This is a genomic window from Atlanticothrix silvestris CENA357, from assembly GCF_016056295.1.
GTDB classification, from domain to species: domain Bacteria; phylum Cyanobacteriota; class Cyanobacteriia; order Cyanobacteriales; family Nostocaceae; genus Atlanticothrix; species Atlanticothrix silvestris.
Window position 1 is genome coordinate 55,591 of the sequence record NZ_JAECZB010000049.1, and the last position, 23,407, is coordinate 78,997.

Below are 23,407 nucleotides of genomic sequence, written 5' to 3' on the forward strand. Positions count from 1 at the left end.
TGTTTAATTCCTTTTTTGAAATGAATGTATTTCAACTAGAAGTTTTGGGGATAGCTGCTGTAATTTGCCGTAGCATCATCACTTGCCAATAAGGAACAGGAGCTAATAATACAGTACCAGTTCCTTCAAAAGTATTAACTAAAAATTCACCAGAAGTCATTGAGCCTAAAAGTGATTTTGTGGCTTTTTCAACGCGATAATTTAAGGTATTTGTACGAGCGATCGCAAAGTTACCATCAACTACTAATCGGTCATTTCGTAGTTGTACTACTTCTACAGGCCCTTGAGCAACCATGACCACTTTTCCTCTACCTTTGACTTTGGTTTGAAATAAACCTTCGCCACCAATTAAGCCAGAAATCATTTTATTACGTTCAATTCCCACTTCTACAGAGCCATCACTAGCCCAATAAGCCCCACTGTCCAAAATCCATTCGTTGCCGTCTAGTTCTAAGATATGATATCCAGATAAAGCAGGTTCTAAATATAATTCGCCTGTGCCTGTATAAGTAGGGCGAAAAATATTTTCACCAGTAGCTAAGGATTTTAAAAATCCACCAGCCGAGGGGGTTTTAGATTGCATGGTAATGTTGCCACGTATATAGTACATCGCACCAGATTCAGTACGTACTGTTTCGTTTTGCAACGTTATTTTGACTAAACGTAGGCTTTCTCGCTCAATAATTTCAAAGTTTGCCATTGTGTGTCTTTATAATGGTGTAAAAAGTTGTACTCTAACTAAAAGCCAGAATTTACATCCATTTTTGGCATCTATTTTTCTAGATGGCAAGTAAAAAATGTTTTACGAAAAATAGTAAATATTACTTAACAAATATTTGTAGAGACAAACTGAATCACGTCTGCTAATCCTTCTCGTGTTTTCAAATTTGTGAAAATAAAAGGTTTAGTACCACGCATTTTTTTGGCATCTCGTTCCATCACATTTAAATCTGCACCAACATAAGGTGCAAGGTCAGTTTTATTAATTACTAACAAATCAGATTTAGTAATACCAGGGCCACCTTTGCGGGGAATTTTATCACCAGCAGCGACATCGATAACGTAAATTGTTAAATCTACTAATTCGGGACTAAAGGTAGCTGCTAAATTATCACCACCACTTTCCAAAAATACCAAGTCTAAATCAGTGAATTGCAACTCTAATTGTTCAATAGCAGCCAAATTCATCGAAGCATCTTCACGAATTGCAGTGTGAGGACAGCCGCCAGTTTCCACACCCAAAATGCGATCGCTCGTCAACGCCTGAGAACGCACCAAAAACTGTGCATCTTCTTGAGTATAAATATCATTTGTTACCACGGCAATCTGATACTGCTCACGCAACGCCTTACACAAAGCATCCACTAAAGCAGTCTTTCCAGATCCCACCGGCCCAGCAACCCCAACTCGAAATGCGTTCATAAGTAATGTAGTCAGTTGTTAGTTGTTAGTTGTCAGTTGTTAGTTGTTAGTTGTCAGTTGTTAGTTGTTAGTTGTTAGTTGTTATTGTCCTTGTCTCCTCTGCTTTCCTGACCAGTACAGCACGGCATAAATAAAGCTACCATGTCAAATGTCTAAAACCCTTGCAAAAAGTGAATTACGAATTACGCACAGCGGTACTAGCTTCTAAATAACCTTGTATACTGGGTTTCATGCTGCATACTTGCTAATGATAAGCCCCAACTACAACAGCTGAGTTCATCATCCTCTAAATTGATAACTTCTAATGCCGCAGCGCTAAGTAATGGTTGCAACTCTAGTAATAACTCTTGTCCTGCTGTTTGACCAAGGGGGATGAGTTTGATTCCAGCAGTAATCAAATTACTTGCCCAACTATGCAGATATGCTAATAAAGCAGCTTTGATATTAATTTGCCAATGGGCACTAGCAATGCCAAAAGCGATCGCATAATTGCAAGGATTACCCACAGCATTCACTAGAGGTATGATTTCTGGTTGTAGTTTACCAAGTAACTGCATCAGCGATCGCCCCATCTGCCAACTAGAAGCACGTAATTCTTGTGTTTCTCTAGCAGCGGATAACCACATATTCCAACGGCATAAAGTTTCTACATCACCGAGTTTTGCAGATTCAGCGGCTCGTACCATCACCGCCGCTTCTAAGCGAATTGCTCCATAATGTAGTTCTGCTGCTAACCAGTGTTTGAGACTTTTTTGATTAGCGATCGCACCATTTTCTACCAGTGTTTCTAATCCTTCAGAATAACTATATGCTCCCACGGGTAAAGCTGGACTAGCCAACTGCAAAATACTTAAAAAATGGCTATCAGTGAGCATGATGTTGTCCATAAGCGCCTAATTCTGGCTGAAACGGTAAATTTTCTGCTGTGATTTCTAATCCCAATTGTTCCAGCATTGTTTGTAAAACAGCATCGTTTGCTAAACGTAAATAGCCGGGCGTAATTTCTAGAGGTACATGACGGTTTCCTAAATGGTATGCTGCCCGCATTAATAACAACGGTGTTTGGGCAAAGACAGTTAAAACGGGTTCTGGTTTGGCAATAATTCTAATTAAGCTGCTATTACTTTCATCTTGTAAAATATCGCCATCCCGTAAAACCGTTCCCCTCGGTAAACGCAAAAACACAACTTTACCATCCTCCGCCTCAAAGCGATGACGAGCGCGAGTCCGTTCTTCTGCTGTGAGTGCTAGGGTCAAAATAACCGATGCATTAGGGTTTGGTGGTTGACGTTGGGTCAAAGTCAGCATGATTGATAAGATTAAAATGGCAATTTGTGTATGGATGAATTTTAATCTACTTGTAGTGAAGACTGAAAACTCAGCCTATTTGTGTTGAAATATGAATGCTCATAAAATAGAAGTCGTTTTAACTGAAGATGGAACTTTGACGCTACAGGGCTTGCCCTTTCATGCGGGAGATGCTGTGGAAGTAATTATTCTGGACACTAAAACTCCACAGCATCCAAAAGCAGTGCCTAGCCAAGCAGAAAAAAATCTTTATCCAATGCGCGGTAAGGTAATCCGTTACGATGATCCAACAGAACCCGTTGCCTTATCAGATTGGGAAATTTTGCAATGATCATACTTGATACCCATATCTGGGTTTGGTGGGTTGACGATAACTCAAGACTGACTAAAAAGTATCGGGAGTGGATAGAAGAATATCAATCTCAAGGTTTGGGAGTAAATATTGTTTCTTGTTGGGAAGTCGCCAAATTAGTGGAAAAAAATCGACTGGTTTTTTCTTGTTCAATTAATGAATGGTTGGCAACAGCTTTGAATTATCCAGGAATACAATTATTAAATTTAACCCTGCCAATAGTAATTGATTCAACTCAATTAAGTGGATTTCATAGCGATCCTTTTGACCAAATTATTGTGGCTACAGCCAGATTTTATGATTGTCCTTTGTTAACTGTTGATGCGAAAATTCTTAACTATTCTGGCGTAGAAGCACTTTCATAGCGATTTTTTAGTAATATATACTTACATTTTTGTATAATTTAATTCAATTTAAATTGCGAAAATTTAATATTAAGAAACCAAGCCTTGTCCAAAAGACTAGAATTTGGATGGTAGCTTCCAAAATTAATGTGTGTAACACTAAGGAGCTACCTCAAGCTATTTTTTAACGGGAGGTCAGGGCAATGGCTATCGCCACCATTAATCCCGCCACTGGGGAGACGCTCAAAACCTTTGAGCCACTCAATGATACAGAAATTGCCGCTAAATTAGATTTGGCTGGTAAAACTTTTGCACAGTACCGCAAGACTAGTTTTTCTGAGCGATCGCAATGGCTGCAAACAGCAGCAAACATTTTAGAGCAAGAAAAGGCAGACTTTGCCGAAATCATGACTCTAGAAATGGGCAAGCCGTTTAAAGCAGCAATCTCAGAAGTAGAAAAATGCGCCCTCGTTTGTCGCTATTATGCCGAACATGCTCCTGGTTTCCTGGCTGATGCCAGTGTAAAGACGGATGCAAGTCATAGCTTTGTTCGCTATCAGCCACTAGGTGCAATTCTCGCAGTCATGCCGTGGAATTTTCCCTTTTGGCAAGTTTTCCGTTTTGCTGCACCAGCATTAATGGCGGGAAATGTCGGTTTACTAAAACATGCTTCTAATGTGCCGCAGTGTGCTTTAGCAATTGAAGACATTATCCAACGGGCAGGTTTTCCCAAAGGTGGATTTCAAACTTTGTTAATTGGTGCTGCCAAAGTTGCCGATTTAATGGCTGATGAGCGAATTAAAGCTGCCACCTTAACAGGAAGCGAACCAGCCGGTGCTTCTTTAGCTGCTGCTGCTGGTAAACAAATCAAAAAAACCGTTTTGGAATTGGGAGGAAGTGACCCTTTTATTGTGTTAGCAAGTGCTGATTTAGAAGCAGCAGTTGTCACAGCTACTACAGCAAGGATGTTGAATAACGGGCAATCTTGTATAGCAGCAAAACGTTTTATTGTCGAAGAGGCGATCGCTGATCAATTTGAAAAATTGCTTTTAAATAAATTTCTGGCGCTAAAAATTGGCGATCCCATGCAACCAGACACCGATTTAGGCCCACTAGCAACCCCTGATATTCTTCAGGATTTAGACCAACAAGTGCAATCTGCGGTTAATAGTGGGGGTAAAGTCCTCACAGGGGGACATTCTTTAACAGATCGTCCTGGGAACTTTTATCCACCGACCATCATCACAGATATTCCCCAGGATAGTGCCATTGCCCAAGAGGAATTTTTTGGCCCAGTGGCGCTATTATTCCGAGTTCCGGATATTGATGCTGCCATTAAACTCGCTAACGCCACACCCTTTGGCTTAGGTGCAAGTGCTTGGACAACTAATAACCAAGAACGCGATCGCCTAGTTGAAGAAATCGAAGCAGGCGCAGTATTTATCAACAGCATGGTTAAATCCGATCCCCGATTGCCCTTTGGTGGCATTAAACGTTCTGGATACGGCAGAGAGTTGAGTATTCAAGGCATACATGAATTTGTCAATGTTAAGACTGTGTGGGTGAAGTAATTTGGAGTTGTTAGTTGTTAGTTGTCAGTTGTTAGTTGTTAGTTGTTAGTTGTTAGTTGTCAGTTGTCAGTTGTTAGTTGTTTTTCTTCTGACCACTGACTACTGACCACTGGCTACTGACCACTGACCATTAACTACTAACTTGTCGTTAGTGAGAAAATCAAATGAATACAGCAGATTTACTAGTACAGTGTTTAGAAAATGAAGGGGTGCAATATGTTTTTGGACTCCCTGGCGAAGAAAACTTGCACGTTTTAGAAGCACTAAAACATTCTTCTATTCAATTTATTACTACTCGTCATGAACAGGGTGCAGCATTCATGGCGGATGTCTACGGTCGGCTCACAGGCAAAGCCGGAGTGTGTCTTTCTACTCTTGGCCCTGGAGCCACAAATTTAATGACTGGGGTTGCGGATGCCAACCTTGATGGTGCGCCTTTGGTGGCGATTACTGGGCAGGTGGGAACAGATAGAATGCACATCGAATCTCACCAATATTTAGATTTGGTAGCAATGTTTGCCCCTGTAACCAAGTGGAATAAGCAAATTGTTCGACCGAGTATTACACCAGAAGTTGTACGAAAAGCATTCAAGCGATCGCAATCCGAAAAACCAGGTGCAGTACACATCGATTTACCAGAAAATATTGCCGCTATGCCTGTAGAAGGCAAACCTTTGCTTAAGGATAATAGCGAAAAAACTTATGCATCTTTTGCTAGTATTCGGGCAGCATCAGCAGCAATTTCCCAGGCAGTTAACCCATTAATATTAGTAGGTAATGGAGCAATTCGCGCTCAAGCTAGTGATGCCGTGACGCAATTTGCTACCCAAATGAATATTCCTGTTGCCAATACTTTTATGGGCAAAGGTGTAATTCCCTACACTCATCAATTAGCTTTGTGGTCAGTAGGTTTACAGCAAAGAGACTTTATTACCTGTGGTTTTGATAATACAGATTTAGTAATCGCTATTGGCTATGATTTAATTGAATTTTCTCCGAAAAAATGGAATCCCGATGGTCAAATTCCCATAGTGCATATTGGGGTAAGTCCGGCAGAAATTGATAGTAGTTATATTCCCTACGCAGAAGTAGTGGGAGATATTTCTGATTCCCTCTATGAAATCTTAAAATTAGCAGACCGCCATGCTAAACCCAATCCTTATGCAATCAGCTTAAGAGCTAACATACGTGCTGATTACGAAGAACACGCTAATGATGATGGTTTTCCTATTAAGCCGCAAAAGTTAATTTACGACTTGCGGCAGGTGATGGGCCCTGATGATATTGTGATTTCTGATGTGGGCGCTCATAAAATGTGGATTGCCCGTCATTATCACTGCCATAGCCCTAATACTTGTATTATTTCTAACGGCTTTGCCGCGATGGGTATTGCGATTCCTGGCGCTTTAGCAGCAAAACTCGTTTATCCTAACCGTAAAGTTGTTGCTGTGACTGGTGATGGTGGCTTTATGATGAATTGTCAAGAATTAGAAACTGCCTTGCGTGTTGGAACTCCCTTTGTCACTTTGATTTTCAATGATGGAGGTTACGGTTTAATTGAATGGAAACAAGAAAATCAATTTGGTAAAGGAAACTCAGCATTTGTGCATTTTGGCAATCCTGATTTTGTCAAATTAGCCGAAAGTATGGGTCTAAAAGGCTATCGTGTCGAATCTGCTACTGATTTAATCCCCGTACTTAAAGAAGCTCTTGCTCAAGATGTACCTGCTGTCATCGATTGTCCGGTAGACTACCGCGAAAACCACCGCTTTACACAAAAAGCAGGGGAATTAAGTTGTGAAGTGTAGTCAGCACTAAGTGACTGACAATATCTGCAAGTCGCGACAATACAAAAAACCAAACCTAACCAAGTGGAAGTTGTTTGTGTTGCCGCGATTTTTAAACATTAAAATTATATTTAGTTTCTGATGTAATTACACAGATTTATTAAGTTAGCTTTCTACAAGTGTAGCGACCGCCAAGCTCACAGATAAACTGTGCTAATTATTACAGTCTTCAATGATGGTCAAACAAAACCAACATTTTGATATAGTAGTCCCCTACTAAAATTTAGACTGTAACAGCCCTGGCGATCGCGCTTTGAGAAATTAAATTATTTCTCTTCACTGATGGCAGCTAAGCGTTGCTCTTTGAGGTTTTGTAATTGCTGCAACAGAGAGTCTACCTCTGCTTGCAGGTGTCTCAGCTTAACTTGCTGATCGTCTTGATAACCAGAATTGGTCAGTTCATTTACCCAGAAAGTCTGGGATTGGCGTTCACAAACACTAGATGAATAAGTAGGCATCGCTCAATTAATCTACAACTCAACTCACACCATTAGTAAACATTATACTAATGCAAGTTTAAGACTCGTTAAATGATTGTATACTTTCAATCACTTACTCTAATAGGTTACGGGTGTTGTCATAAGTGACGGCGATTGTGTTGCTTGTGTTCCATTTGTAACCTCCTGTTGGTGAAAGTCAGTTCTGCTTAGCGATTATGATAAACTGACATTTTACACAAAATAAAAACTGCAAGTTAAGACACCTGCAATAAAAGAGATAATATTCTTCTGAAATGAAGAGCTTAGAAAATGGGAACAGAAAACAAGAAATTTACTTTCTTTAACTATTTCCCATCCTGCCCTAATCCCCAATCCTTAGTGAAAAACTGTTAAATACTGTGACTGTGAGCTTGTCTGTTGCTAAATCTTATCGCCAACCCTGGCCTGGGCTGATAGAAGCCTATCGCGAGTACTTACCTGTTAGTGAAAAAACGCCTGTTGTAACTCTGCTAGAGGGCAACACTCCTCTAATTCCGGTGCCAGCGATCGCAGAACGCATTGGCAGACAAGTAAGTGTGTTTGTGAAATACGATGGTCTTAACCCCACTGGTAGCTTCAAAGACCGGGGAATGACTATGGCGATTTCTAAAGCTAAAGAAGCTGGGGCAAAAGCAGTAATTTGTGCTAGCACAGGCAACACCTCAGCAGCCGCAGCAGCTTATGCTAGGCGTGGGGGCATGAATGCTTTTGTACTGATTCCCGATGGATATGTAGCCCTGGGCAAGTTGGCACAAGCCTTGTTATATGGCGCAGAGGTATTGGCAATCAAAGGTAATTTTGACCGAGCATTAGAAATTGTGTGCGAAATGGCTCAAAGCTATCCCATAACTTTGGTGAATTCAGTTAATCCCTACCGCCTAGAAGGGCAAAAAACTGGAGCCTTTGAAATTGTTGATGCCTTGGGTAATGCTCCAGACTGGTTGTGTATCCCGGTAGGTAATGCGGGAAATATCAGCGCATATTGGATGGGGTTTTGTCAATATCATCAATTAGGTAAATGCGATCGCCTACCCAAAATGATGGGATTCCAAGCAGCAGGTGCAGCCCCCATTGTGAATGGCAAACCGGTAGCTCATCCTGAAACTATAGCCACAGCGATTCGCATTGGCAACCCAGCCAGTTGGGAAAAAGCGATCGCAGCACAATCAGCAAGTCAGGGCAATTTTCACGCGGTGACTGACACAGAAATTCTAGATGCTTATAGGCTTTTAGCATCATCCGAAGGTATTTTTTGTGAACCTGCCAGTGCTGCTTCTGTCGCCGGATTGTTGCAAGTTAAAGACCAAATACCTACTGGAGCAACGGTGGTTTGTGTCCTCACAGGCAATGGTCTAAAAGACCCAGACACAGCCATTAAGTATAGTGAAAGTCAATTTCAGCAAGGTATTGAGGCGGAAATCAAAACAGTAGCCGCAGCAATGGGATTCTAAGAGTGTTATGGGCGAATTAATTAAATTACTTTCAAGGAGGAACAAGCGTCAGCCGTACCCCTGTGCTTAAGCAAGCTAACAAGAGCGTCTCCGACAGCACAAGGGCTACGCCGACTTGTAGCTTATGGCGTTGCTACCTAATTCATCCCTTTAACCTTTACCCTTGACCCTTTACCCCTCTTGTTTATGGGCATGGATATTATTGTTTTTCTATCCCAAATCAAAAGTTGGTTCCACTATGTTGGGCGTATTTTACTTTTAGGTTTACTCCTAAGCTCATGCTTACTATTTTTATCTGGTTGTCAAGTTACATCCCAAAAGGACAATGGAGTTATTCATCTGACACTTTGGCAGGGAATCAATCCCCCTGCAAATCGGGATGTCTTTCAAAAGCTGGTAGATAAATTCAATCAAACCCATCCGGACATCTATGTAGAATCTATCTATGCAGGTCAGCTTGACCAACAGTTGCCTAAAGTTTTAACAGCAGTTGTGGGTAATGTACCTCCAGATCTGTTGGCGTTTTACCCTCAAATTACAGGTCAGTTTGTAGAACTAGGAGCAATTAAACCCTTAGAAGATTGGCTGGAGAAATTACCAATTAAATCAGAAATTTTCCCTAATCTTTTTGACGAATTGAAATTTGATGATCATATTTGGTCAATCCCACTCTATACAGGTAATCTAGGTGTTTTTTACAGACCTAAGCTGTTCCAAGCAGCAGGTATTACACAAATACCTAAAACGTGGTCAGAATTGCGGGAAGCTGCTAAAAAACTAACTATAGATCGTGATGGTGATCATCGCCCCGAACAATATGGAATATTGCTACCTTTAGGTAAGGGAGAATGGACTGTTTTTTGTTGGTTTCCCTTTTTATTTAATGCTGGCGGAAACATATTAACCAACAACCAGCCGAATTTAATGGATAAAGGAGCGATCGCAGCTTTGCAATTTTGGCAAGACTTCCTACAAGATGGTTCAGCCATGCTTTCTGCTCCAGAGCGAGGTTATGAAGAAGATAGTTTTCTTGCAGGTCGAGTTGCTATGCAGATTACTGGCCCTTGGACATACATCATGAAGTCTAATGTTGATTATGATGTGTTTCCTATACCTGGAAATGTTGAACAATCCACAGTAACCGCTGGTGGAAATATTTATTTAATGAAGACCACGCCAGAAAGAGAGCAAGCAGCACTCAAATTTTTAGAGTATGTTTTGAGTCAGGAATTCCAAATAGAGTGGAGTGTAGGAACGGGTTTTTTACCAGTAAATACCAAAGCTGCTCAAAGTGATGCTTATCAACAATTCATCAACCAACACCCAGTTCTAAAAGTATTTTTAGACCAAATACCTATGGCACGCGCTCGACCAATCACTATTAAATATAACCGCTTATCTGATAGTCTTGGCAGAGCGATCGAGGCAACATTATTAGGTGAATCTCCCCAAAAAGCTCTTCAAACATCTCAAGAGCGTGCAGAGCTATTTTGGAGTGAAAATTAAGTAAGTGAGTAAAACTAAATTTAAAATATACTCATTGAGAGTTTAACTACCTGAAAATTACTGTAAATCCCGGAGGTATTTCTGTTATTGTAAATAAAATATTCGACAGCTTATCCTAGATACATCCGTATCCCATTGATACTGAACAATGCCAGCAAGGTTGCAAATAAAATCTGAAGATTGCTCCCCTTTGGGACGGTTAATTCTTCAACATTTAGAAGATGAGGCTATCAGCATGAACCGTCTAGCGGAGTTGTCTGGGATTCCTCAACCCAGGCTGAGAGGAGCCTGCTTTAAGGGAACCTGTCCCACACCTGAAACCTTGAGGAAACTGGCTAGAGCAATGGGTAAGCATCACTTAGAACTTTACACATTGGCTTATGAAGGAAGGATCGAAAATCTCCCGGAAGATGCCAATGATAACTCTCTGGATATGCTCATGAGGGAAATGTTTGAGACTGCTAGAGAGATGGGATTAACTCCTCCTACAATCCGCCCTTCTAAAGCCAAAATTCGCAAAGCACTTATGGAGTTAGGGTTTCGCTCTAAGAATGAAGAAACTGCCTGATCCACTAAAGTGAGGATTTAATACAATTGGAGCTTGGAGGTGGGAAATCATTGACTTCTCACTTCCAAGCTCCAAATTCTAAGGTTTACCCTTAAACTAATAAAGATTGCCTAGTTTACTCCAGACAACTTGCGATAAGGTACAGATTGCGCGATATCAATGTTTAGCGCTGAAATCTGTTGAGGTGGGTTAACTCGTGGGTTGATACTCTGTGCCATATCGAGGAACAGAGATGGATTACCCGCTTTAGGCTGCTTGTCTTGAGGGACGTAGCTGCGAACGATGGTTTGCCATACAATCTGTGGGAAGCCAAACTTGCCACGATAGTATTCGTCGTAGCGTGGAGACTTGATGTTGAAAGGTCTTTCACCCTCAGTCCGTCCAGGTAAAACTCGACGGCGCTGGTAGGGAAGGGTGTCATAACCGAAGGCTTCTAGGTATTCATCGCTGTTAAGTAAGTCATCGACAAAACCTTTAAGACCTTTTGTGGCAACGACGATAGACCAAGCAAGTTTTTCCCGGTTATCGTAAACGTCACGACCAAGTACTCGTTGTACTGTCTGCTCTACAAAACGATAGTTACTGTTAAGATCGTAGAAACTACGCTTATAGGTATTAGACAGTAACAAGCCACGAATAAAGTCTCTAACAGTGATTTGACCACTGCGAAGTTGGGACTCTAGAAAACGTTCGCGATCCGCAGCAAAGGCATGGAAGAAAATCTGACGATATGCCGCTTCAATCAGATCGTCCAATTCAGTAGGGGAAAGCAGGTTTTCTGTGGAGTAGACCCTGGGTTGTTCTTCCCCTGGAACTTCGTACCCGACAACACGCTGATTCTGAGAGGATGGGGAATACTCTAAAAGAGGAATTGCCACGCCGAAAAAACTCCCTTTCCTTACAAATTTTTTAGATAATTAATCACAATCATAAGGTTAAGAGGTACTTTCATTCGATTTGGTTTAATGAAGCGTTACATAAGTTAATTTGAGTTTCATCTTTGAGGGCATGGGGCATTGGGAAAAAGGGGTAAGGGGGAAAGGGTTAAAGAGTTTGTTTTTTCATCCCTTACCCTTTACCCTTTACCCCTCTTGTTGCTCCCCTGCTCCCCTCTACTTCTTCATCCCCGCCAAAACGCCAGTGGATCTTGGGTAGGACGACAGTAGGGATAAGACCGTAAGCTAGCTTCCATATCAGGTTGATAAGAGGGGGGTGCGATCGCTAGCCCCAAACACAGGTGTGCTAAAGATTTAGCGAACTCTTGGTGATGACCAGGAAAACCAGCGTGAGCATGGGCATATTCGTGCATAACCAGCCCTAACCAGTCTTCTGGTATTACTCTTCCCACATCAATCAGGATGGTAATTGGGTCTGTTTTAAGATTACAAAGACCATCAATTCCAAAAGATTGCGCCAGGGGAGCCGCAAAAATTTGAATTGCACACTGTTGCCAAGGATGAAAACAGTCGTGGCACGCCTGAAGACAGGCGTTGAGTTCGGCGTTAACTGCATCTATATGATTAGCAATCCAGGTACAGATGGGAATGCGTTTGTCTAGGTCATAAACTACATCCACCATCTCTGGATCTAAAGCCAAGCTACGAGCGCCATATAGGTAATCTAACCCACGGGTAAAAGGATCGGCACTGGTTGTGATCAGCAAATTACCAGCCAAAGAAGGACAATGATTTTGTCGGTTCAGCAGATTTCTGAATCTGCTCAGGGGTTAGGTTTGAGAGTTCAGCTTCATTCTCAGCACCGGAATCATCTGCAATCCGGAATTCAGTGCAGAATGTGGCGGTACTGAAACCTCCAAATCGTTTAACTGTGCTAGTTCGCATCCGTAAACTTGGGCTAGCAAACCAGAACCGTTCGATGGAACTCATGGTTTCGTACTCGGTCGTTAACACTAACCCATTTTCCTCATCCATCTCATAGCGACCTGCAACAGGGACGATTTCGGCATAGCCTCTTTCCCTTAGCAGTGTACCTTGTCGCCCATCACTGGTATCTGGTACTAATGAAAACACGGTAGAACCTTCGTGGTTTTCTTCGTCTCTATCCCATCCCATTGAGCCGTGCCAAGTTACAAAAGCTCCACCGATCGCTAAACTGGGGTCAAACTGATGAAGTTGGCAAATCTCAATTATTTGCGGATCATCGGCAGCGAGAGCTGTGATCTGAATTTCTGATTCACCCTTTTCAGAGCGTTTGAAGGCTAGATGGTGCGTGGTTCTTTGCGATCGCCACTTGCCAGTACTGAGTTGAAAGAACTCCATTGCATCCATAGATTGAAACCTGACTCCTATCAGTGATATTTCCTGGTATTCAAAATTGAGTAACTCTACCCTTTACATCATAAAACTCCAAACTGAGTTGCGAGTAAAGATACTGAACAGGGGAGGCAGAGGAGCAACAAAAGGGGAAAAGGTGAGCCAGCGCGGTCTTGGGGGTTTCCCCCATGAGCGACTGGCGAACCCCAAAGGGGTTAAAGGATAAAGGGTAAAGGATGAAGAAATAAACCTTTTGCCCTTCTTACCCATGCCCAATGACCAATGCTCCGTGCCCTATACTTAATTCTTTTATTCGGAAACGTCTAAAAGTGTCTACTTGTCAAGTATGTGTTACTTTTGTTAACCTAGGTTAGGAAGTTGAACGAGGCAATATTGCGAAAAGCAGGAGAGTAGACAATATGGACATTCCAACAAAATTGAGCTTAGAGCAAAGTTTCAACCTTAAGGTTTACGAAGAACAAGTAAAAGGGTTGAGTCAAGAGCAAGCACAGACCTTTCTCTTGGAAGTACTGCGACAACTAATGATTAAAGAAAATGTGATTAAGCATCTGCTCAAGCAAGTTTAGTCCTGCTTCTCAGTAATAAGCGCAATCTACCCTCAAGCAGTTCCTCCCTTGGTTTGAATATTCAGCATTATTGCCCCCAGTCTGGCTTATTCCGATTGGGGGTTGTTTTATGTATGTTAAGGATTGTTGCTTTGTTTCTCATAACTGAGACTGAAGCACCCGTCATCTTTTATGTTCTATATCGTCGTAGTCAAACGACAGGCGACATCCTGATTTATTAACAAGGAGAGCTCAATGCTTGATGCTTTTTCTAGAGCCGTAGTCTCGGCAGATGCCAGTACTTCCGTCCTCAGCGGTGCTGATATTTCTTCCCTGAAGGGTTTTCTTGCTGAAGGCAACAAACGTTTGGATGCTGTAAATGCGATCGCAAGTAACGCTAGCTGTATCGTTTCTGATGCTGTAGCTGGAATGATCTGCGAAAACCAAGGTTTAATCCAAGCTGGTGGTAACTGCTACCCCAACCGTCGCATGGCTGCTTGCCTGCGTGATGCTGAAATCGTTCTACGTTACGTCACCTATGCGCTACTTTCTGGTGATGCTTCCGTCCTGGATGATCGTTGCTTGAACGGTTTGAAAGAAACTTATGCTGCTCTTGGCGTACCCACCACCTCCACCGTGCGTGCTGTTCAAATCATGAAGGCTAGCTCTTTAGCCCACATCAATGACAGCAATACCGAAGCTAACGGTGGTAAGCGTTTCCGCAAAATGGGTTCTCCCCAAGGCGATTGTTCTGCATTGACCTCTGAAGCAGCTAGCTACTTTGATCGCGTTATTTCTGCTCTGAGCTAGTCCTCAACAGAAATAGTTGAGTGAGAGATTTAAAATCAAAACTCAAAACGATTACCGAAACGTTCTGATAACATCCATTCGGAGATATAAGCATGAAATCAGTTGTTACCACCGTGATCGCGTCTGCTGATGCAGCCGGTCGCTTCCCCAGCTCCTCTGATCTAGAATCCGTTCAAGGTAGCATTCAGCGTGCTACAGCTCGTCTAGAAGCAGCTGAAAAACTAGCTAGCAACATCGATAACGTAGCCAGAGAAGCTTACGATGCTGCTATCAAGAAGTATCCTTACTTGAACAGTGATGGCGAAGCTAATTCTACTCAAGTTTTCAAAGACAAGTGTGCGCGTGACATCAAACACTACATGCGCCTAATTCAGTACAGCTTAATTGTTGGCGGTACAGGCCCTCTTGATGAGTGGGGAATTGCTGGTCAGCGTGAAGTTTATCGTGCTTTGAACTTGCCAACTGCTCCTTACGTTGAAGCTTTGAGATTTGCTCGCAATCGTGGTTGCGCTCCTCGCGATATGTCTGCTCAAGCATTGGTTGAGTACAATGCTCTTCTCGACTACGCAATCAACTCTCTATCATAGTTGAATTGTAATTTCGTTACAGGGTAAGATTCCTACCCTACAAGCCTAAAGGTTCTTGGCGTGTTGCTTTACCTAAGTTAAGGTTAAGTACTGGCAAAGAATCTTCAGGCTTGTTTTTGTGTCAATGTCTGAGATAAATATCCATAAAGAAGTATTCTATACTTTTATACCTCTAACAATAAAAAATTATCATAAGCGATCGCGGTTTGTTACTGACTACTAAAACTATATGGATAAACGCTTTTTTAATCTTTTTAATTTAACAGAAGACGAAGCCATTACTCTTTTAGACACGCCCCAAGAGGAGATAGATGAAGATGACTCACGCTATATCGCGGCTTCTCATTTGGTGAATTTTCCAACGGAGCGTTCAATTGATGCCTTGATGCGTGCGGTGCAACAAACTGACCCTTCGCTGGATAACCGGATTGTGCGACGGAAGTCGGTGGAGATCTTGGGAAGGTTACAGGCAAAGCAAGCCTTAAGCGTTATTCGCACCTGTTTAGCAGATGAAGATTGCTATACCGTAGAAAATGCTGTTTGGGCGATCGCGGAAATTGGCACCCAAGACTCAGATATCTTAGAAGAAGTTGCCCAACTGCTGGATAAACCAGGACAAACATATCGGGTAATTATCCATACCTTGACAAAGTTAGATTACCAGCCTGCACTGGAGAGAGTCCGCAAATTTATAGATGCCGATGACGCACCGATAGCAAGTGCGGCCATTTCCGCAGTCTGCCGATTTACTAGAGACTATTCTCAGATGGGTAAGGTGGTGGCGCTGTTGCAACACCAAAATGTATTTGCCCGTCGGTTATCTATCCAAGATTTGATCGATGCTAGATATTACGATGCCATTCCTAATATTGCGCGGTGTCCGGTATCTATTATCTTTCGGTTGCGGGCAATTCGGATGCTAGCAGAAGTTGGTATTTCTACAGGAGTGATTGCATACACCACAATTCAACCTTATTTAGAGCAAACATTGCGCGACCATCCCCAAGATTTGGATTTGGTACACAGCTATGATCAGCTACCAACTCTGCCATTTCTGGTGCGGGAGTTGTATGAAACAGACTTTGGGCGTTGTTATTTGGCAACCAAAACTATTCTTGAAAATTACGCAGATACTGCACCCGCCGCACTTTTTGCCACATACAAAGAAGAAGCTCACAGCGACTATGGCGCACATTTTCATGTGATCAAGCTGTTCGGCTGGCTTAAACATGCCCCTGCTTATGATCTGTTGGTGGAAGCATTGCACAACCCCCAGCCGCAGTTTCAAAAATCTCGCGCTGCTGCTGCGATCGCCCTTAGCGAAATAGGCGATCGTCGTGCTATCCCAGAACTGCAAAAAACCCTACAAACCAAAATCTGGGATTTAAAGTATGCCACATTAATGGCATTAGAAAAACTCGGTGATACCAGCAATCGTGAACTCGCCGCTAACGATCAAGACTGGTTGATTAGAGAAAAAGCTAGAGAGTAGAGAAAAGGTGAAGCAGGGAAAGCAGAAGGCAATAAGAATCAATTACCAATGCCCAATGCCCAATGCCCAATGCCCAATGCCCATGCCCAATGCCCCATATTTTTTAATTTCTGATGACTCAAGACGAACTTTTTCAACAACTCAAACATCCCAACCCCAACCTCCGGGAACGGGCGATGCTAGAACTAGCTGAAATTCAAGATGAAACTACTATTCCTCGACTGATAAGTATTCTTGGTGATGAAGATGTCACCTATCGACGGGCGGCTGTTAAAGCATTGGGAGTTATTGGCCCAGATGCTACTGTTCCCTTGGTTGAGCCACTATTGAATAGTGATAACGTGACTGTTCGAGGCAGTTGTGCCAAGGCTCTAGCCCAAATTGCCGTTAACCATCCAGATGTTCCTTTTCCGGCTGAAGGTTTGCAAGGATTAAAAACTGGACTCAATGATCCCAACCCCATTGTCAATATTGGATGTGTCATGGCTTTGGGTGAGATTGGTACCCCCGCATTGGACATTTTACTTGAATCTTTGGAAACAACAGATAATGTGGCTCTGGCAGTGACGCTCGTCAATGCCCTTGCTACCGTCGGTGATAGCAGAGGAGCAGACGTACTTACAGCAATTGTTAATGATGAGTCTGCCGACTCTTATGTGCGGGAATCAGCCACAAGTGCATTATCGCGTTTGGAGTTGGTGAACAAGTATAAGAGAGGCTAAATACAGATATAGTTGTTTGAATTCTGCTGATTTTGTTGCTCATAAATCAGGTAAAAAATCGAGCATTGCTGAGAGTTTTGTTAAATATAAGGAGAGTTCAATGCTAGATGCTTTTTCAAAAGCCGTAGTGGCCGCCGATGCAGGCGGAAAGTTTATTGGTGGTACAGATTTAGATGCCCTTAAATCGTTTATTGCTGACGGTAACAAGCGCCTCGATGCTGTGAATGCGATCGCCAGCAATGCCAGTTGCATCATCACTGACTCGGTTGCAGGAGCTGTCTGTGAAAATGAGGGTTTAACTAGTGCAGGGGGTGGTGTTTATACCAATCGCAAGATGGCAGCTTGCTTGCGCGACGCTGAAATAATTTTGCGCTATGTAACCTATGCACTTTTGACAGGTGATGCTTCCATTTTGAGCGATCGCTGTTTGAACGGTTTGAAAGAAACCTATGCGGCTTTAGGTGTACCTACCCCTTCTACTGTGCGTGCGGTTCAGATTATGAAGGCTTGTGCAATTGCTCATATTAATAACACTGCCCAACGCCAAGAATCGTTTACTTTTGGGGATTGTTCTGCTTTTGCAGCTGAAGTAGCTAGCTACTTCGATACTGTTATGAGTAGCATTAGCTAGCTGGAATTAGGATTTACGCAAGAACTCTCTGAAACTCCTATAACTTCGTGCCCTTCTCCCAAGGGGAGAGGCTAGCGCCAATGCGTCCTTTGCGGTTCGTTATTATGAAATCAGTTTTAACTACGATTGTGACAGCAGCTGATCAAGCTGGGCGTTTTCCTAGCATCTCTGATCTACAGTCTGCTCAAGGAAGCTTGCAACGGGCAACTGCTCGTATGGAAGCAGCAGAAAAACTGGCAAGTAACTTTAAAACAATTGCTCAAGAAGCCGTTGATGCAATCTACAAAAAGTTTCCTAATGGCAGTGGTCGGGATATTGATGCGGCAACTCAAAAAAACAAGTGTCTACGTGACATGATTCATTATCTGCGGTTGATCAATTACTGCCTAGTTGTTGGTGGAACTGGCCCTTTAGATGAGTGGGGTATTGCTGGGGCAAGGGAAGTTTACAGAGCTTTGGGAATTAATACTGCTACCTATGTTACTGGTTTGATTTTTTTGCGCGATCGCGCCTGTGCTACTTGTAATATGTCTCCCCAAGCTTTAGTAGAGTACAAAGCCTATTTCGATTACCTCATCAACTCTATGTCATAACAGCGATCGCTGTTCGTAGCTAATACAGCACAGCGGAAATAAGCCAACTATAAAAAATGTCTGAAGCCCCTATTAACAGTCAATAACGAACTACGAATTACGAATTACGAACTAACTACGCGTAGCGTCACTAGGTGCTATTTCAACTCAAATTCATCAAACTTTACTACCTCTGAGTCGGGTTTGCGGGTATCAAAACGATAGCTACTTACTAACCCTGTACCTGTATCAAAGATGCTAAAAACTGTGATGTCGTTACTGGCAATATAAGGTATTGGCTGACCATCCTCGCTTAATAAGGGGTCAATTGTCGGTATTACTGGTTCCAATCCATTAGGATCACCAAGTGTTACATAATCTTCCTTGTACCCAAGTGGCACATCTCGCTTTCTGTTACCCCAAGCTGCACCATAAGTATTGCCGACATTAGATGTTTCTAGAAAATGCACCCCGTTAGGATTAATAAAGCGGTTCCACAAATGGGAATGCCCGTAAAATACTAGTTGCACATTAGCCGCTTCTAGTAAAGGCACAACATCGCGGATAATATAATCTTTGTCCTTGGGATATTCGTAACGTACTGCTTTGATTTTGCGATCTTCATCACGTTCAATTATCTGCACTGGATCGGTATAAGCAGGGACGATGTTATCACCCAGTGTGTGTGGCGGATGATGGAACATCACAACTTTGTATTTTGCCTGTTTAAATTCTGGGCTGTTAAGTTCTGCCTCTAGCCAATTGTACTGCTTGCTGCCTTTAGTGATTGGCTCATAAATAATCTGTCCATAACCCCAATTCTCAGGATTATTTAAATCTTTCTCTGCTTCTCTGTATCTACCTGTATATTTCGGATCTAAGTTAGGAGTCCGCCACATATTTGTGATGTACAATACTACCAAACGCACATCACCAAAGCTGACTGCATAATATTTTTTGCCACCCTCTTGACTTTTGGGTAGAGTGAAAATTTCTTCGTAGGTATCGGTATTAAAAGAATTATCTATAAGTGATTTACCGCTATACAACTTTTGAGCAACCGCACGGGGAATCGTATCATCAAATTCATCATTTAAACTTGTCTTTCTAGCCAACCGTCCCATCACTTCATGATTACCAATGGCCGTAAACATGGGAGCATGTTGAATTATTTGACCCCCAGTGTAGATTGTCTTAACGCCATTGTGTTCCATTTCATATTTGGCACGACCCTGTAAACCGGGAAATAACGCGCCGCCTCGATGATCATCAAACCATTCTGAAGCGCGATCGCTAACATTAATTAAATCACCAGCGAACCACACTCCATCAACTTGTCCCACTGTCTCCACCACTTTTTGCAGATTTGCCGCTGTCATCGGCTTTAATTGATGGTCAGAGGTCAGTAAAATTTTGAGTGATGTACCTGTTTTAGGACTAGGTGCGAGGGTAAAAACATCACTGCTAATATTCTCCCCATCTTCCCGCACACTCATCACCCGATAAGGAATCCGCACCCCAGAAGTTAACCCAGTTACTTCTGCTTCGTGTCGCCAAATGTCACGTTTAAAAGGCTGTTTGTATGTTCGGTTTGCTACTCGCGATTGTTGATCTTCGCGTGTACGACTCAGTTTAGTTGTGCTTGCCCGGATAGTTTGACTAAGTTTTTCCCCATAATTAACTATGTGTTTATTACCAGAAAACTCGGTAAACCATACTACTCGCACTGAAGTTGCAGTTGGCAGTTGCAAAAATGGGTCAGTCAGCAATTGGGGTGCTGATTTCATAGTTGTTTGCCCAAATGAACGCACGCTGAACAAGGTAAGGCATAGAAAAAACAGAAGTAGAGGCGTTAGCAGTTTGTTTTTCGCCATGATCACTCTGAGTATTACAAGCCTGCGTTATTATACAGTGACAAATTTAAACGGGGGTTAAGCAAAAAACTGACTTGCTGTTAACTTGTTGCGGATAACAATTATTTCAATCCAGTTTCGGTACACACAATTTTCAAAGGTTTATCCCAAGGGTCAATGGGTAATTCAGGTAAATAGGCAAAATCAAAAACAATACCGATGGTAGATTTATTTTCCCAATCAGCAGCAGCTAGCAAGCGATCATAATATCCTCCGCCATAGCCCAAGCGATATTTTTGATAGTCAGATGCAACACTGGGGACAAGAATCAAGTCTACTTCCCCAGGATCTAAGATTGGGGCTGTGGGATGGGGTTCAACAATTCCGTAAGCGCCGATTTGCACAGAGTCGTTAGATGTCCAGAGATGCCAAGAAAGGGAGTTACCAACGCAGCGAGGAAATCCCCAACGATATTTAGTATGTGCAAATAGTGAACTAATATCTGGTTCTTGGCGAAAACTGAAATAAGCAAGTATTGTTTTGGCTTGGGTAAATAAAGAGGATGTTTCCAGGTGCGCGCAGATGCGATCGCTTTTTTCTCTCCACTCCGAGACAGGCATTGATTGCCGTCTTTCGAGAAGCGATCGCCGTAGTTGTATTTTTTCCATTGTTTAATGAGTTAGTTGAGAACAAGTCTAGCCGTTTACTTGGGTGCCAATACCATTGAAATTACCCCTTCAGCAAACAGAAGGACAGGGTAGACAGACTCTCTTTCAGCAAACAGAAAAACCTAACCCTAGCTCATCACTTACCAGATAACGAAGACAGTTTATTTTGAAGCCAACAATGCTGTCTACTATAGTTTCTTATCTCGCACACCAGCCATTCTTTCTCTTGCCGCGTCAAGAATGCACCAAATTTAAAATGTTTCTTTTTCTTCCCATTAAATATCATCAAATGTCTATCTATATCCCAACTCAATTTACGAAAACAATAAAAAATTAAGATGTTAGAAAACTTGTAATTGGTGTTATTTTTGAAACTCACACTAACAAGATGTGACTTGTGAAGTTTTATTTTTTGAATACACCAACCAAGTAACCATCGTTCCAGGCTGATATAGTCCTGGTCAATTTGTAAGATATTGCTAGATACAGAATTCAGAAATCAAGGAATGACTGGAGAGCAAGTTTTGTAAAATAAAAGTAAACATAAATTCAATAACAAAAATGCTACAATAGGCATCGTTATTAGTAAATAATGCAGTATTTCAATAAACAGAATCCAATAAGTCAGCCCAAAAACACCAATAGAAACTATAGAAAAAAATAAAACGAGAAAACTATAGTTGTTGTAAAAAAAACTTGGTGGTATTTTGACAATTAAATTATTCTCAGTTGCGTTGAAAATTATATGACTTTTCTGTGGTCGCTGGGGTATACGTGCTGTTTGACCTAATAATATTGCTAAAGCTACCTCTGCTGAAGAAAAACGGTCAGCACTGACTGGTTCTAACATTTGTTCTAACCAGTTTGCAAAATCATTAGAAATATTAACGTAAGGGCGGAAATCAATTTTAAGTTTACGTTGTGGTAAATCAGTGGGTGATTTCCCCATCAACAAAAACAGTAACGTTGTTCCCAAACCATATAAGTCAGTAGAAGGGAAAGCTTGGCCACGAAACTGTTCTGGTGCCATATAGCCGAAAGTTCCTACCACTGTACTGCCATTAGACATACTATTATGATACGTATCTGTTACTGCTCCAAAATCTACTAGGAATAACTTTTTATCATCAGAAGCGAAAATAATATTTTGCGGCTTGATATCACGATGAATAACTGGCGGTGTCAGTGAGTGTAAATAAATCAAAATTTCTAGAATTTGAATAGCTATTTGTTTAACTCTTTCTTCATCAGGAAACCAGCCATTTTCTACTAATGTTGCGAGAGAAGTTCCAGGCGCTAATTGTTGAACAATGTAAAAAGAACGGTCAGAGTTAGTATCTAGTTGAAAATAATCCAAGTAGCGAGGGATTGCTGGATGTTTGAGTTGAGAAAGAATTTTTGCTTCTCTTTCAAACAACTCCATCTTTTTCCAGTCACTCATGCGTCGCAATGATAAAACTTTCAGAGCTACTTGTTTACCGCTTTCTAAGTCAACGGCTGCATAAGTAATACCAATTCCACCTTCTCCTAATTTACGTAAAATACGATATTTGTGATTGATAATTTCTTCAGCTTGGTGCAATATTTTCATGTTTTTTAAGTGCTATTTTATTAGATTTGCCGCTAACTGACTATAAAAAACTAATTACATATTGTCCCATACTGTCTAATTAGTATCTATTAGTGAAGGGAAAAAACTCTTGAAGTTAAGAACAAAGATTTAAAGATTCTTTATCTGTTAGTTGCATACTTTCGGTAGTTCTCTTTTCTCCCCTCTGCTTTTTTGCAATGAAGTATATAACAATAAGACAGTCAGGGTATATTATTAATTTCTTGAAATCTCATCATCACTTCCCAATGTTCTTTTTGTTGCGCGTGAGTTCTGCCATCTTTATTCTTGGTATTGACATCAGCACCATTAGCAATCAGCAATTTTACTACGTCTAGATTACTGTGGAAATATAGAGGAGTATTGCCATCGTTATTCTTAGCATTAACATCGGCACCATTGGCAAGCAGCAATTTTACTACGTCTAGGTCACCTCGCCAATGTAAAGGGGTACTGCCATTGTTATTCTTAGCATTAACATCAGCACCATTGGCAAGCAGCAATTTTACTACGCCTAGATTACTGTGAAAATATAGAGGAGTATTACCATCTTTATTCTTGGCATTGATATCAGCACCATTGGTAATCAGCAGTTTTACTATCTCTAGGTTCCCTTGTTCTGCTGCTAAATGTAGAGGAGTATTGCCATAGATGTTCTTGGCATTGATATTAGTGCCTTGGACAATTTGCTGTTTTACTATATCTAAGCGGCTTTGTTTTACTGCTACGTGAAGTATATTATTGCCAGGCATACCCGTAAATCCAATGCTGTTTAA

The 23,407-nt window shown here is 41.7% G+C and carries 26 protein-coding genes; 14 read left to right on the plus strand and 12 right to left on the minus strand.

Features of this window, described 5'->3' with window-relative positions; translation table 11 throughout:
* Positions 1 to 31 precede the first annotated feature (31 nt).
* The 4 genes from I8751_RS15995 to ureE form a co-directional block, all read right to left on the minus strand.
* Positions 32 to 700, minus strand: a complete 669-nt coding sequence (locus tag I8751_RS15995; RefSeq protein WP_214440131.1) for an AIM24 family protein — start codon at positions 698 to 700, stop codon at positions 32 to 34.
* A 125-nt stretch (positions 701 to 825) separates the two neighbouring features.
* Positions 826 to 1,422, minus strand: coding sequence for an urease accessory protein UreG (gene ureG / locus I8751_RS16000; RefSeq protein ID WP_214440132.1), 597 nt, complete (start codon positions 1,420 to 1,422; stop codon positions 826 to 828).
* Positions 1,423 to 1,619: 197 nt separating this feature from the next.
* Entirely contained in the window at positions 1,620 to 2,309 is a 690-nt protein-coding gene (locus I8751_RS16005; RefSeq protein ID WP_214440133.1) for an urease accessory protein UreF, read from the minus strand.
* The gene (gene ureE, locus I8751_RS16010; RefSeq protein ID WP_214440134.1) at positions 2,287 to 2,730 is read right to left on the minus strand and encodes an urease accessory protein UreE; all 444 of its coding nucleotides are present in this window, start codon (positions 2,728 to 2,730) and stop codon (positions 2,287 to 2,289) included. Before ureE ends, I8751_RS16005 begins: the two co-directional genes overlap by 23 nt.
* A gap of 91 nt (positions 2,731 to 2,821) precedes the next feature.
* Between ureE and I8751_RS16015 the strand changes: the two genes are divergently transcribed.
* The 4 genes from I8751_RS16015 (at position 2,822) to I8751_RS16030 (ending at position 6,805) form a co-directional block, all read left to right on the plus strand.
* Positions 2,822 to 3,061 carry a hypothetical protein gene (locus I8751_RS16015; RefSeq protein WP_214440135.1) on the plus strand — a complete coding sequence of 80 codons (240 nt, stop codon included), beginning with the start codon at positions 2,822 to 2,824 and terminating at the stop codon, positions 3,059 to 3,061.
* Complete coding sequence (locus I8751_RS16020) at positions 3,058 to 3,447, plus strand: type II toxin-antitoxin system VapC family toxin (protein WP_214440136.1); 390 nt, start codon at positions 3,058 to 3,060, stop codon at positions 3,445 to 3,447. The genes I8751_RS16015 and I8751_RS16020 overlap by 4 nt, the downstream gene beginning before the upstream one ends.
* Before the next feature lie 182 nt (positions 3,448 to 3,629).
* The gene (locus I8751_RS16025) at positions 3,630 to 4,997 is read left to right on the plus strand and encodes an NAD-dependent succinate-semialdehyde dehydrogenase (protein ID WP_214440137.1); all 1,368 of its coding nucleotides are present in this window, start codon (positions 3,630 to 3,632) and stop codon (positions 4,995 to 4,997) included.
* 164 nt (positions 4,998 to 5,161) lie between these two features.
* Positions 5,162 to 6,805 carry an acetolactate synthase large subunit gene (locus tag I8751_RS16030; protein ID WP_214440138.1) on the plus strand — a complete coding sequence of 548 codons (1,644 nt, stop codon included), beginning with the start codon at positions 5,162 to 5,164 and terminating at the stop codon, positions 6,803 to 6,805.
* Positions 6,806 to 7,110: 305 nt separating this feature from the next.
* Here the strand turns inward: I8751_RS16030 and I8751_RS16035 are convergent, their stop codons facing one another.
* Positions 7,111 to 7,302, minus strand: a complete 192-nt coding sequence (locus tag I8751_RS16035; RefSeq protein ID WP_214440139.1) for a hypothetical protein — start codon at positions 7,300 to 7,302, stop codon at positions 7,111 to 7,113.
* Positions 7,303 to 7,682: 380 nt separating this feature from the next.
* Between I8751_RS16035 and thrC the strand changes: the two genes are divergently transcribed.
* The 3 genes from thrC (at position 7,683) to I8751_RS16050 (ending at position 10,848) form a co-directional block, all read left to right on the plus strand.
* Positions 7,683 to 8,774 (plus strand): threonine synthase, encoded by a 1,092-nt coding sequence (gene thrC, locus I8751_RS16040; RefSeq protein ID WP_214440140.1) that lies wholly within the window; start codon positions 7,683 to 7,685, stop codon positions 8,772 to 8,774.
* Positions 8,775 to 8,966: 192 nt separating this feature from the next.
* Positions 8,967 to 10,280, plus strand: coding sequence for an ABC transporter substrate-binding protein (locus tag I8751_RS16045; protein WP_214440141.1), 1,314 nt, complete (start codon positions 8,967 to 8,969; stop codon positions 10,278 to 10,280).
* A gap of 148 nt (positions 10,281 to 10,428) precedes the next feature.
* Positions 10,429 to 10,848: a helix-turn-helix domain-containing protein gene (locus I8751_RS16050; RefSeq protein ID WP_214440142.1), complete on the plus strand. Its 420-nt coding sequence runs from the start codon at positions 10,429 to 10,431 to the stop codon at positions 10,846 to 10,848.
* A 110-nt stretch (positions 10,849 to 10,958) separates the two neighbouring features.
* On the opposite strand, the gene I8751_RS16055 is transcribed toward I8751_RS16050, so the two are convergent.
* The 3 genes from I8751_RS16055 to I8751_RS16065 form a co-directional block, all read right to left on the minus strand.
* The gene (locus I8751_RS16055) at positions 10,959 to 11,726 is read right to left on the minus strand and encodes a phycobilisome rod-core linker polypeptide (RefSeq protein WP_214440143.1); all 768 of its coding nucleotides are present in this window, start codon (positions 11,724 to 11,726) and stop codon (positions 10,959 to 10,961) included.
* 242 nt (positions 11,727 to 11,968) lie between these two features.
* Positions 11,969 to 12,511 carry a hypothetical protein gene (locus I8751_RS16060; RefSeq protein WP_214440144.1) on the minus strand — a complete coding sequence of 181 codons (543 nt, stop codon included), beginning with the start codon at positions 12,509 to 12,511 and terminating at the stop codon, positions 11,969 to 11,971.
* A gap of 1 nt (position 12,512) precedes the next feature.
* Positions 12,513 to 13,136, minus strand: coding sequence for a phycobiliprotein lyase (locus I8751_RS16065; RefSeq protein ID WP_214440145.1), 624 nt, complete (start codon positions 13,134 to 13,136; stop codon positions 12,513 to 12,515).
* Positions 13,137 to 13,540: 404 nt separating this feature from the next.
* Here I8751_RS16065 and I8751_RS16070 point away from each other — a divergent pair, with 404 nt between their 5' ends.
* From I8751_RS16070 to I8751_RS16100, 7 genes are all read left to right on the plus strand, one after another.
* A complete protein-coding gene (locus I8751_RS16070) occupies positions 13,541 to 13,708 on the plus strand; it encodes an NblA/ycf18 family protein (RefSeq protein ID WP_214440146.1) in 168 nt (55 codons plus the stop codon).
* Between the two features lie 234 nt (positions 13,709 to 13,942).
* Positions 13,943 to 14,497 (plus strand): globin family protein, encoded by a 555-nt coding sequence (gene cpeB, locus I8751_RS16075; RefSeq protein WP_214440147.1) that lies wholly within the window; start codon positions 13,943 to 13,945, stop codon positions 14,495 to 14,497.
* A 92-nt stretch (positions 14,498 to 14,589) separates the two neighbouring features.
* Positions 14,590 to 15,084 (plus strand): globin family protein, encoded by a 495-nt coding sequence (locus I8751_RS16080; protein WP_214440148.1) that lies wholly within the window; start codon positions 14,590 to 14,592, stop codon positions 15,082 to 15,084.
* Positions 15,085 to 15,313: 229 nt separating this feature from the next.
* Positions 15,314 to 16,576: a HEAT repeat domain-containing protein gene (locus I8751_RS16085; RefSeq protein ID WP_214440149.1), complete on the plus strand. Its 1,263-nt coding sequence runs from the start codon at positions 15,314 to 15,316 to the stop codon at positions 16,574 to 16,576.
* A gap of 113 nt (positions 16,577 to 16,689) precedes the next feature.
* Positions 16,690 to 17,298, plus strand: coding sequence for a HEAT repeat domain-containing protein (locus I8751_RS16090; protein ID WP_214440150.1), 609 nt, complete (start codon positions 16,690 to 16,692; stop codon positions 17,296 to 17,298).
* A 100-nt stretch (positions 17,299 to 17,398) separates the two neighbouring features.
* Entirely contained in the window at positions 17,399 to 17,929 is a 531-nt protein-coding gene (locus tag I8751_RS16095) for a globin family protein (RefSeq protein WP_214440151.1), read from the plus strand.
* A 104-nt stretch (positions 17,930 to 18,033) separates the two neighbouring features.
* Positions 18,034 to 18,522 carry a globin family protein gene (locus tag I8751_RS16100; protein WP_214440152.1) on the plus strand — a complete coding sequence of 163 codons (489 nt, stop codon included), beginning with the start codon at positions 18,034 to 18,036 and terminating at the stop codon, positions 18,520 to 18,522.
* Positions 18,523 to 18,659: 137 nt separating this feature from the next.
* On the opposite strand, the gene I8751_RS16105 is transcribed toward I8751_RS16100, so the two are convergent.
* The 4 genes from I8751_RS16105 to I8751_RS29680 form a co-directional block, all read right to left on the minus strand.
* Positions 18,660 to 20,288 (minus strand): purple acid phosphatase family protein, encoded by a 1,629-nt coding sequence (locus I8751_RS16105; RefSeq protein WP_225894188.1) that lies wholly within the window; start codon positions 20,286 to 20,288, stop codon positions 18,660 to 18,662.
* Positions 20,289 to 20,476: 188 nt separating this feature from the next.
* The gene (locus I8751_RS16110; RefSeq protein ID WP_214440154.1) at positions 20,477 to 21,022 is read right to left on the minus strand and encodes a 5-formyltetrahydrofolate cyclo-ligase; all 546 of its coding nucleotides are present in this window, start codon (positions 21,020 to 21,022) and stop codon (positions 20,477 to 20,479) included.
* Between the two features lie 499 nt (positions 21,023 to 21,521).
* Entirely contained in the window at positions 21,522 to 22,613 is a 1,092-nt protein-coding gene (locus I8751_RS16115; RefSeq protein WP_225894189.1) for a serine/threonine protein kinase, read from the minus strand.
* A gap of 221 nt (positions 22,614 to 22,834) precedes the next feature.
* The gene (locus I8751_RS29680) at positions 22,835 to 23,383 is read right to left on the minus strand and encodes an ankyrin repeat domain-containing protein (protein WP_225894200.1); all 549 of its coding nucleotides are present in this window, start codon (positions 23,381 to 23,383) and stop codon (positions 22,835 to 22,837) included.
* Between the last annotated feature and the right edge of the window lie 24 nt (positions 23,384 to 23,407).

Bases quoted from the DNA above. Each gene is read 5' to 3' on its own strand.
- I8751_RS15995 (WP_214440131.1), bottom strand. From the start codon at position 700: ATGGCAAACTTTGAAATTATTGAGCGAGAAAGCCTACGTTTAGTCAAA.
- ureG (WP_214440132.1), bottom strand. From the start codon at position 1,422: ATGAACGCATTTCGAGTTGGGGTTGCTGGGCCGGTGGGATCTGGAAAG.
- I8751_RS16005 (WP_214440133.1), bottom strand. From the start codon at position 2,309: ATGGACAACATCATGCTCACTGATAGCCATTTTTTAAGTATTTTGCAG.
- ureE (WP_214440134.1), bottom strand. From the start codon at position 2,730: ATGCTGACTTTGACCCAACGTCAACCACCAAACCCTAATGCATCGGTT.
- I8751_RS16015 (WP_214440135.1), top strand. From the start codon at position 2,822: ATGAATGCTCATAAAATAGAAGTCGTTTTAACTGAAGATGGAACTTTG.
- I8751_RS16020 (WP_214440136.1), top strand. From the start codon at position 3,058: ATGATCATACTTGATACCCATATCTGGGTTTGGTGGGTTGACGATAAC.
- I8751_RS16025 (WP_214440137.1), top strand. From the start codon at position 3,630: ATGGCTATCGCCACCATTAATCCCGCCACTGGGGAGACGCTCAAAACC.
- I8751_RS16030 (WP_214440138.1), top strand. From the start codon at position 5,162: ATGAATACAGCAGATTTACTAGTACAGTGTTTAGAAAATGAAGGGGTG.
- I8751_RS16035 (WP_214440139.1), bottom strand. From the start codon at position 7,302: ATGCCTACTTATTCATCTAGTGTTTGTGAACGCCAATCCCAGACTTTC.
- I8751_RS16045 (WP_214440141.1), top strand. From the start codon at position 8,967: ATGGATATTATTGTTTTTCTATCCCAAATCAAAAGTTGGTTCCACTAT.
- I8751_RS16050 (WP_214440142.1), top strand. From the start codon at position 10,429: ATGCCAGCAAGGTTGCAAATAAAATCTGAAGATTGCTCCCCTTTGGGA.
- I8751_RS16065 (WP_214440145.1), bottom strand. From the start codon at position 13,136: ATGGATGCAATGGAGTTCTTTCAACTCAGTACTGGCAAGTGGCGATCG.
- I8751_RS16070 (WP_214440146.1), top strand. From the start codon at position 13,541: ATGGACATTCCAACAAAATTGAGCTTAGAGCAAAGTTTCAACCTTAAG.
- cpeB (WP_214440147.1), top strand. From the start codon at position 13,943: ATGCTTGATGCTTTTTCTAGAGCCGTAGTCTCGGCAGATGCCAGTACT.
- I8751_RS16080 (WP_214440148.1), top strand. From the start codon at position 14,590: ATGAAATCAGTTGTTACCACCGTGATCGCGTCTGCTGATGCAGCCGGT.
- I8751_RS16085 (WP_214440149.1), top strand. From the start codon at position 15,314: ATGGATAAACGCTTTTTTAATCTTTTTAATTTAACAGAAGACGAAGCC.
- I8751_RS16090 (WP_214440150.1), top strand. From the start codon at position 16,690: ATGACTCAAGACGAACTTTTTCAACAACTCAAACATCCCAACCCCAAC.
- I8751_RS16095 (WP_214440151.1), top strand. From the start codon at position 17,399: ATGCTAGATGCTTTTTCAAAAGCCGTAGTGGCCGCCGATGCAGGCGGA.
- I8751_RS16100 (WP_214440152.1), top strand. From the start codon at position 18,034: ATGAAATCAGTTTTAACTACGATTGTGACAGCAGCTGATCAAGCTGGG.
- I8751_RS16105 (WP_225894188.1), bottom strand. From the start codon at position 20,288: ATGAAATCAGCACCCCAATTGCTGACTGACCCATTTTTGCAACTGCCA.
- I8751_RS16110 (WP_214440154.1), bottom strand. From the start codon at position 21,022: ATGGAAAAAATACAACTACGGCGATCGCTTCTCGAAAGACGGCAATCA.
- I8751_RS16115 (WP_225894189.1), bottom strand. From the start codon at position 22,613: ATGAAAATATTGCACCAAGCTGAAGAAATTATCAATCACAAATATCGT.
- I8751_RS29680 (WP_225894200.1), bottom strand. From the start codon at position 23,383: ATGCCTGGCAATAATATACTTCACGTAGCAGTAAAACAAAGCCGCTTA.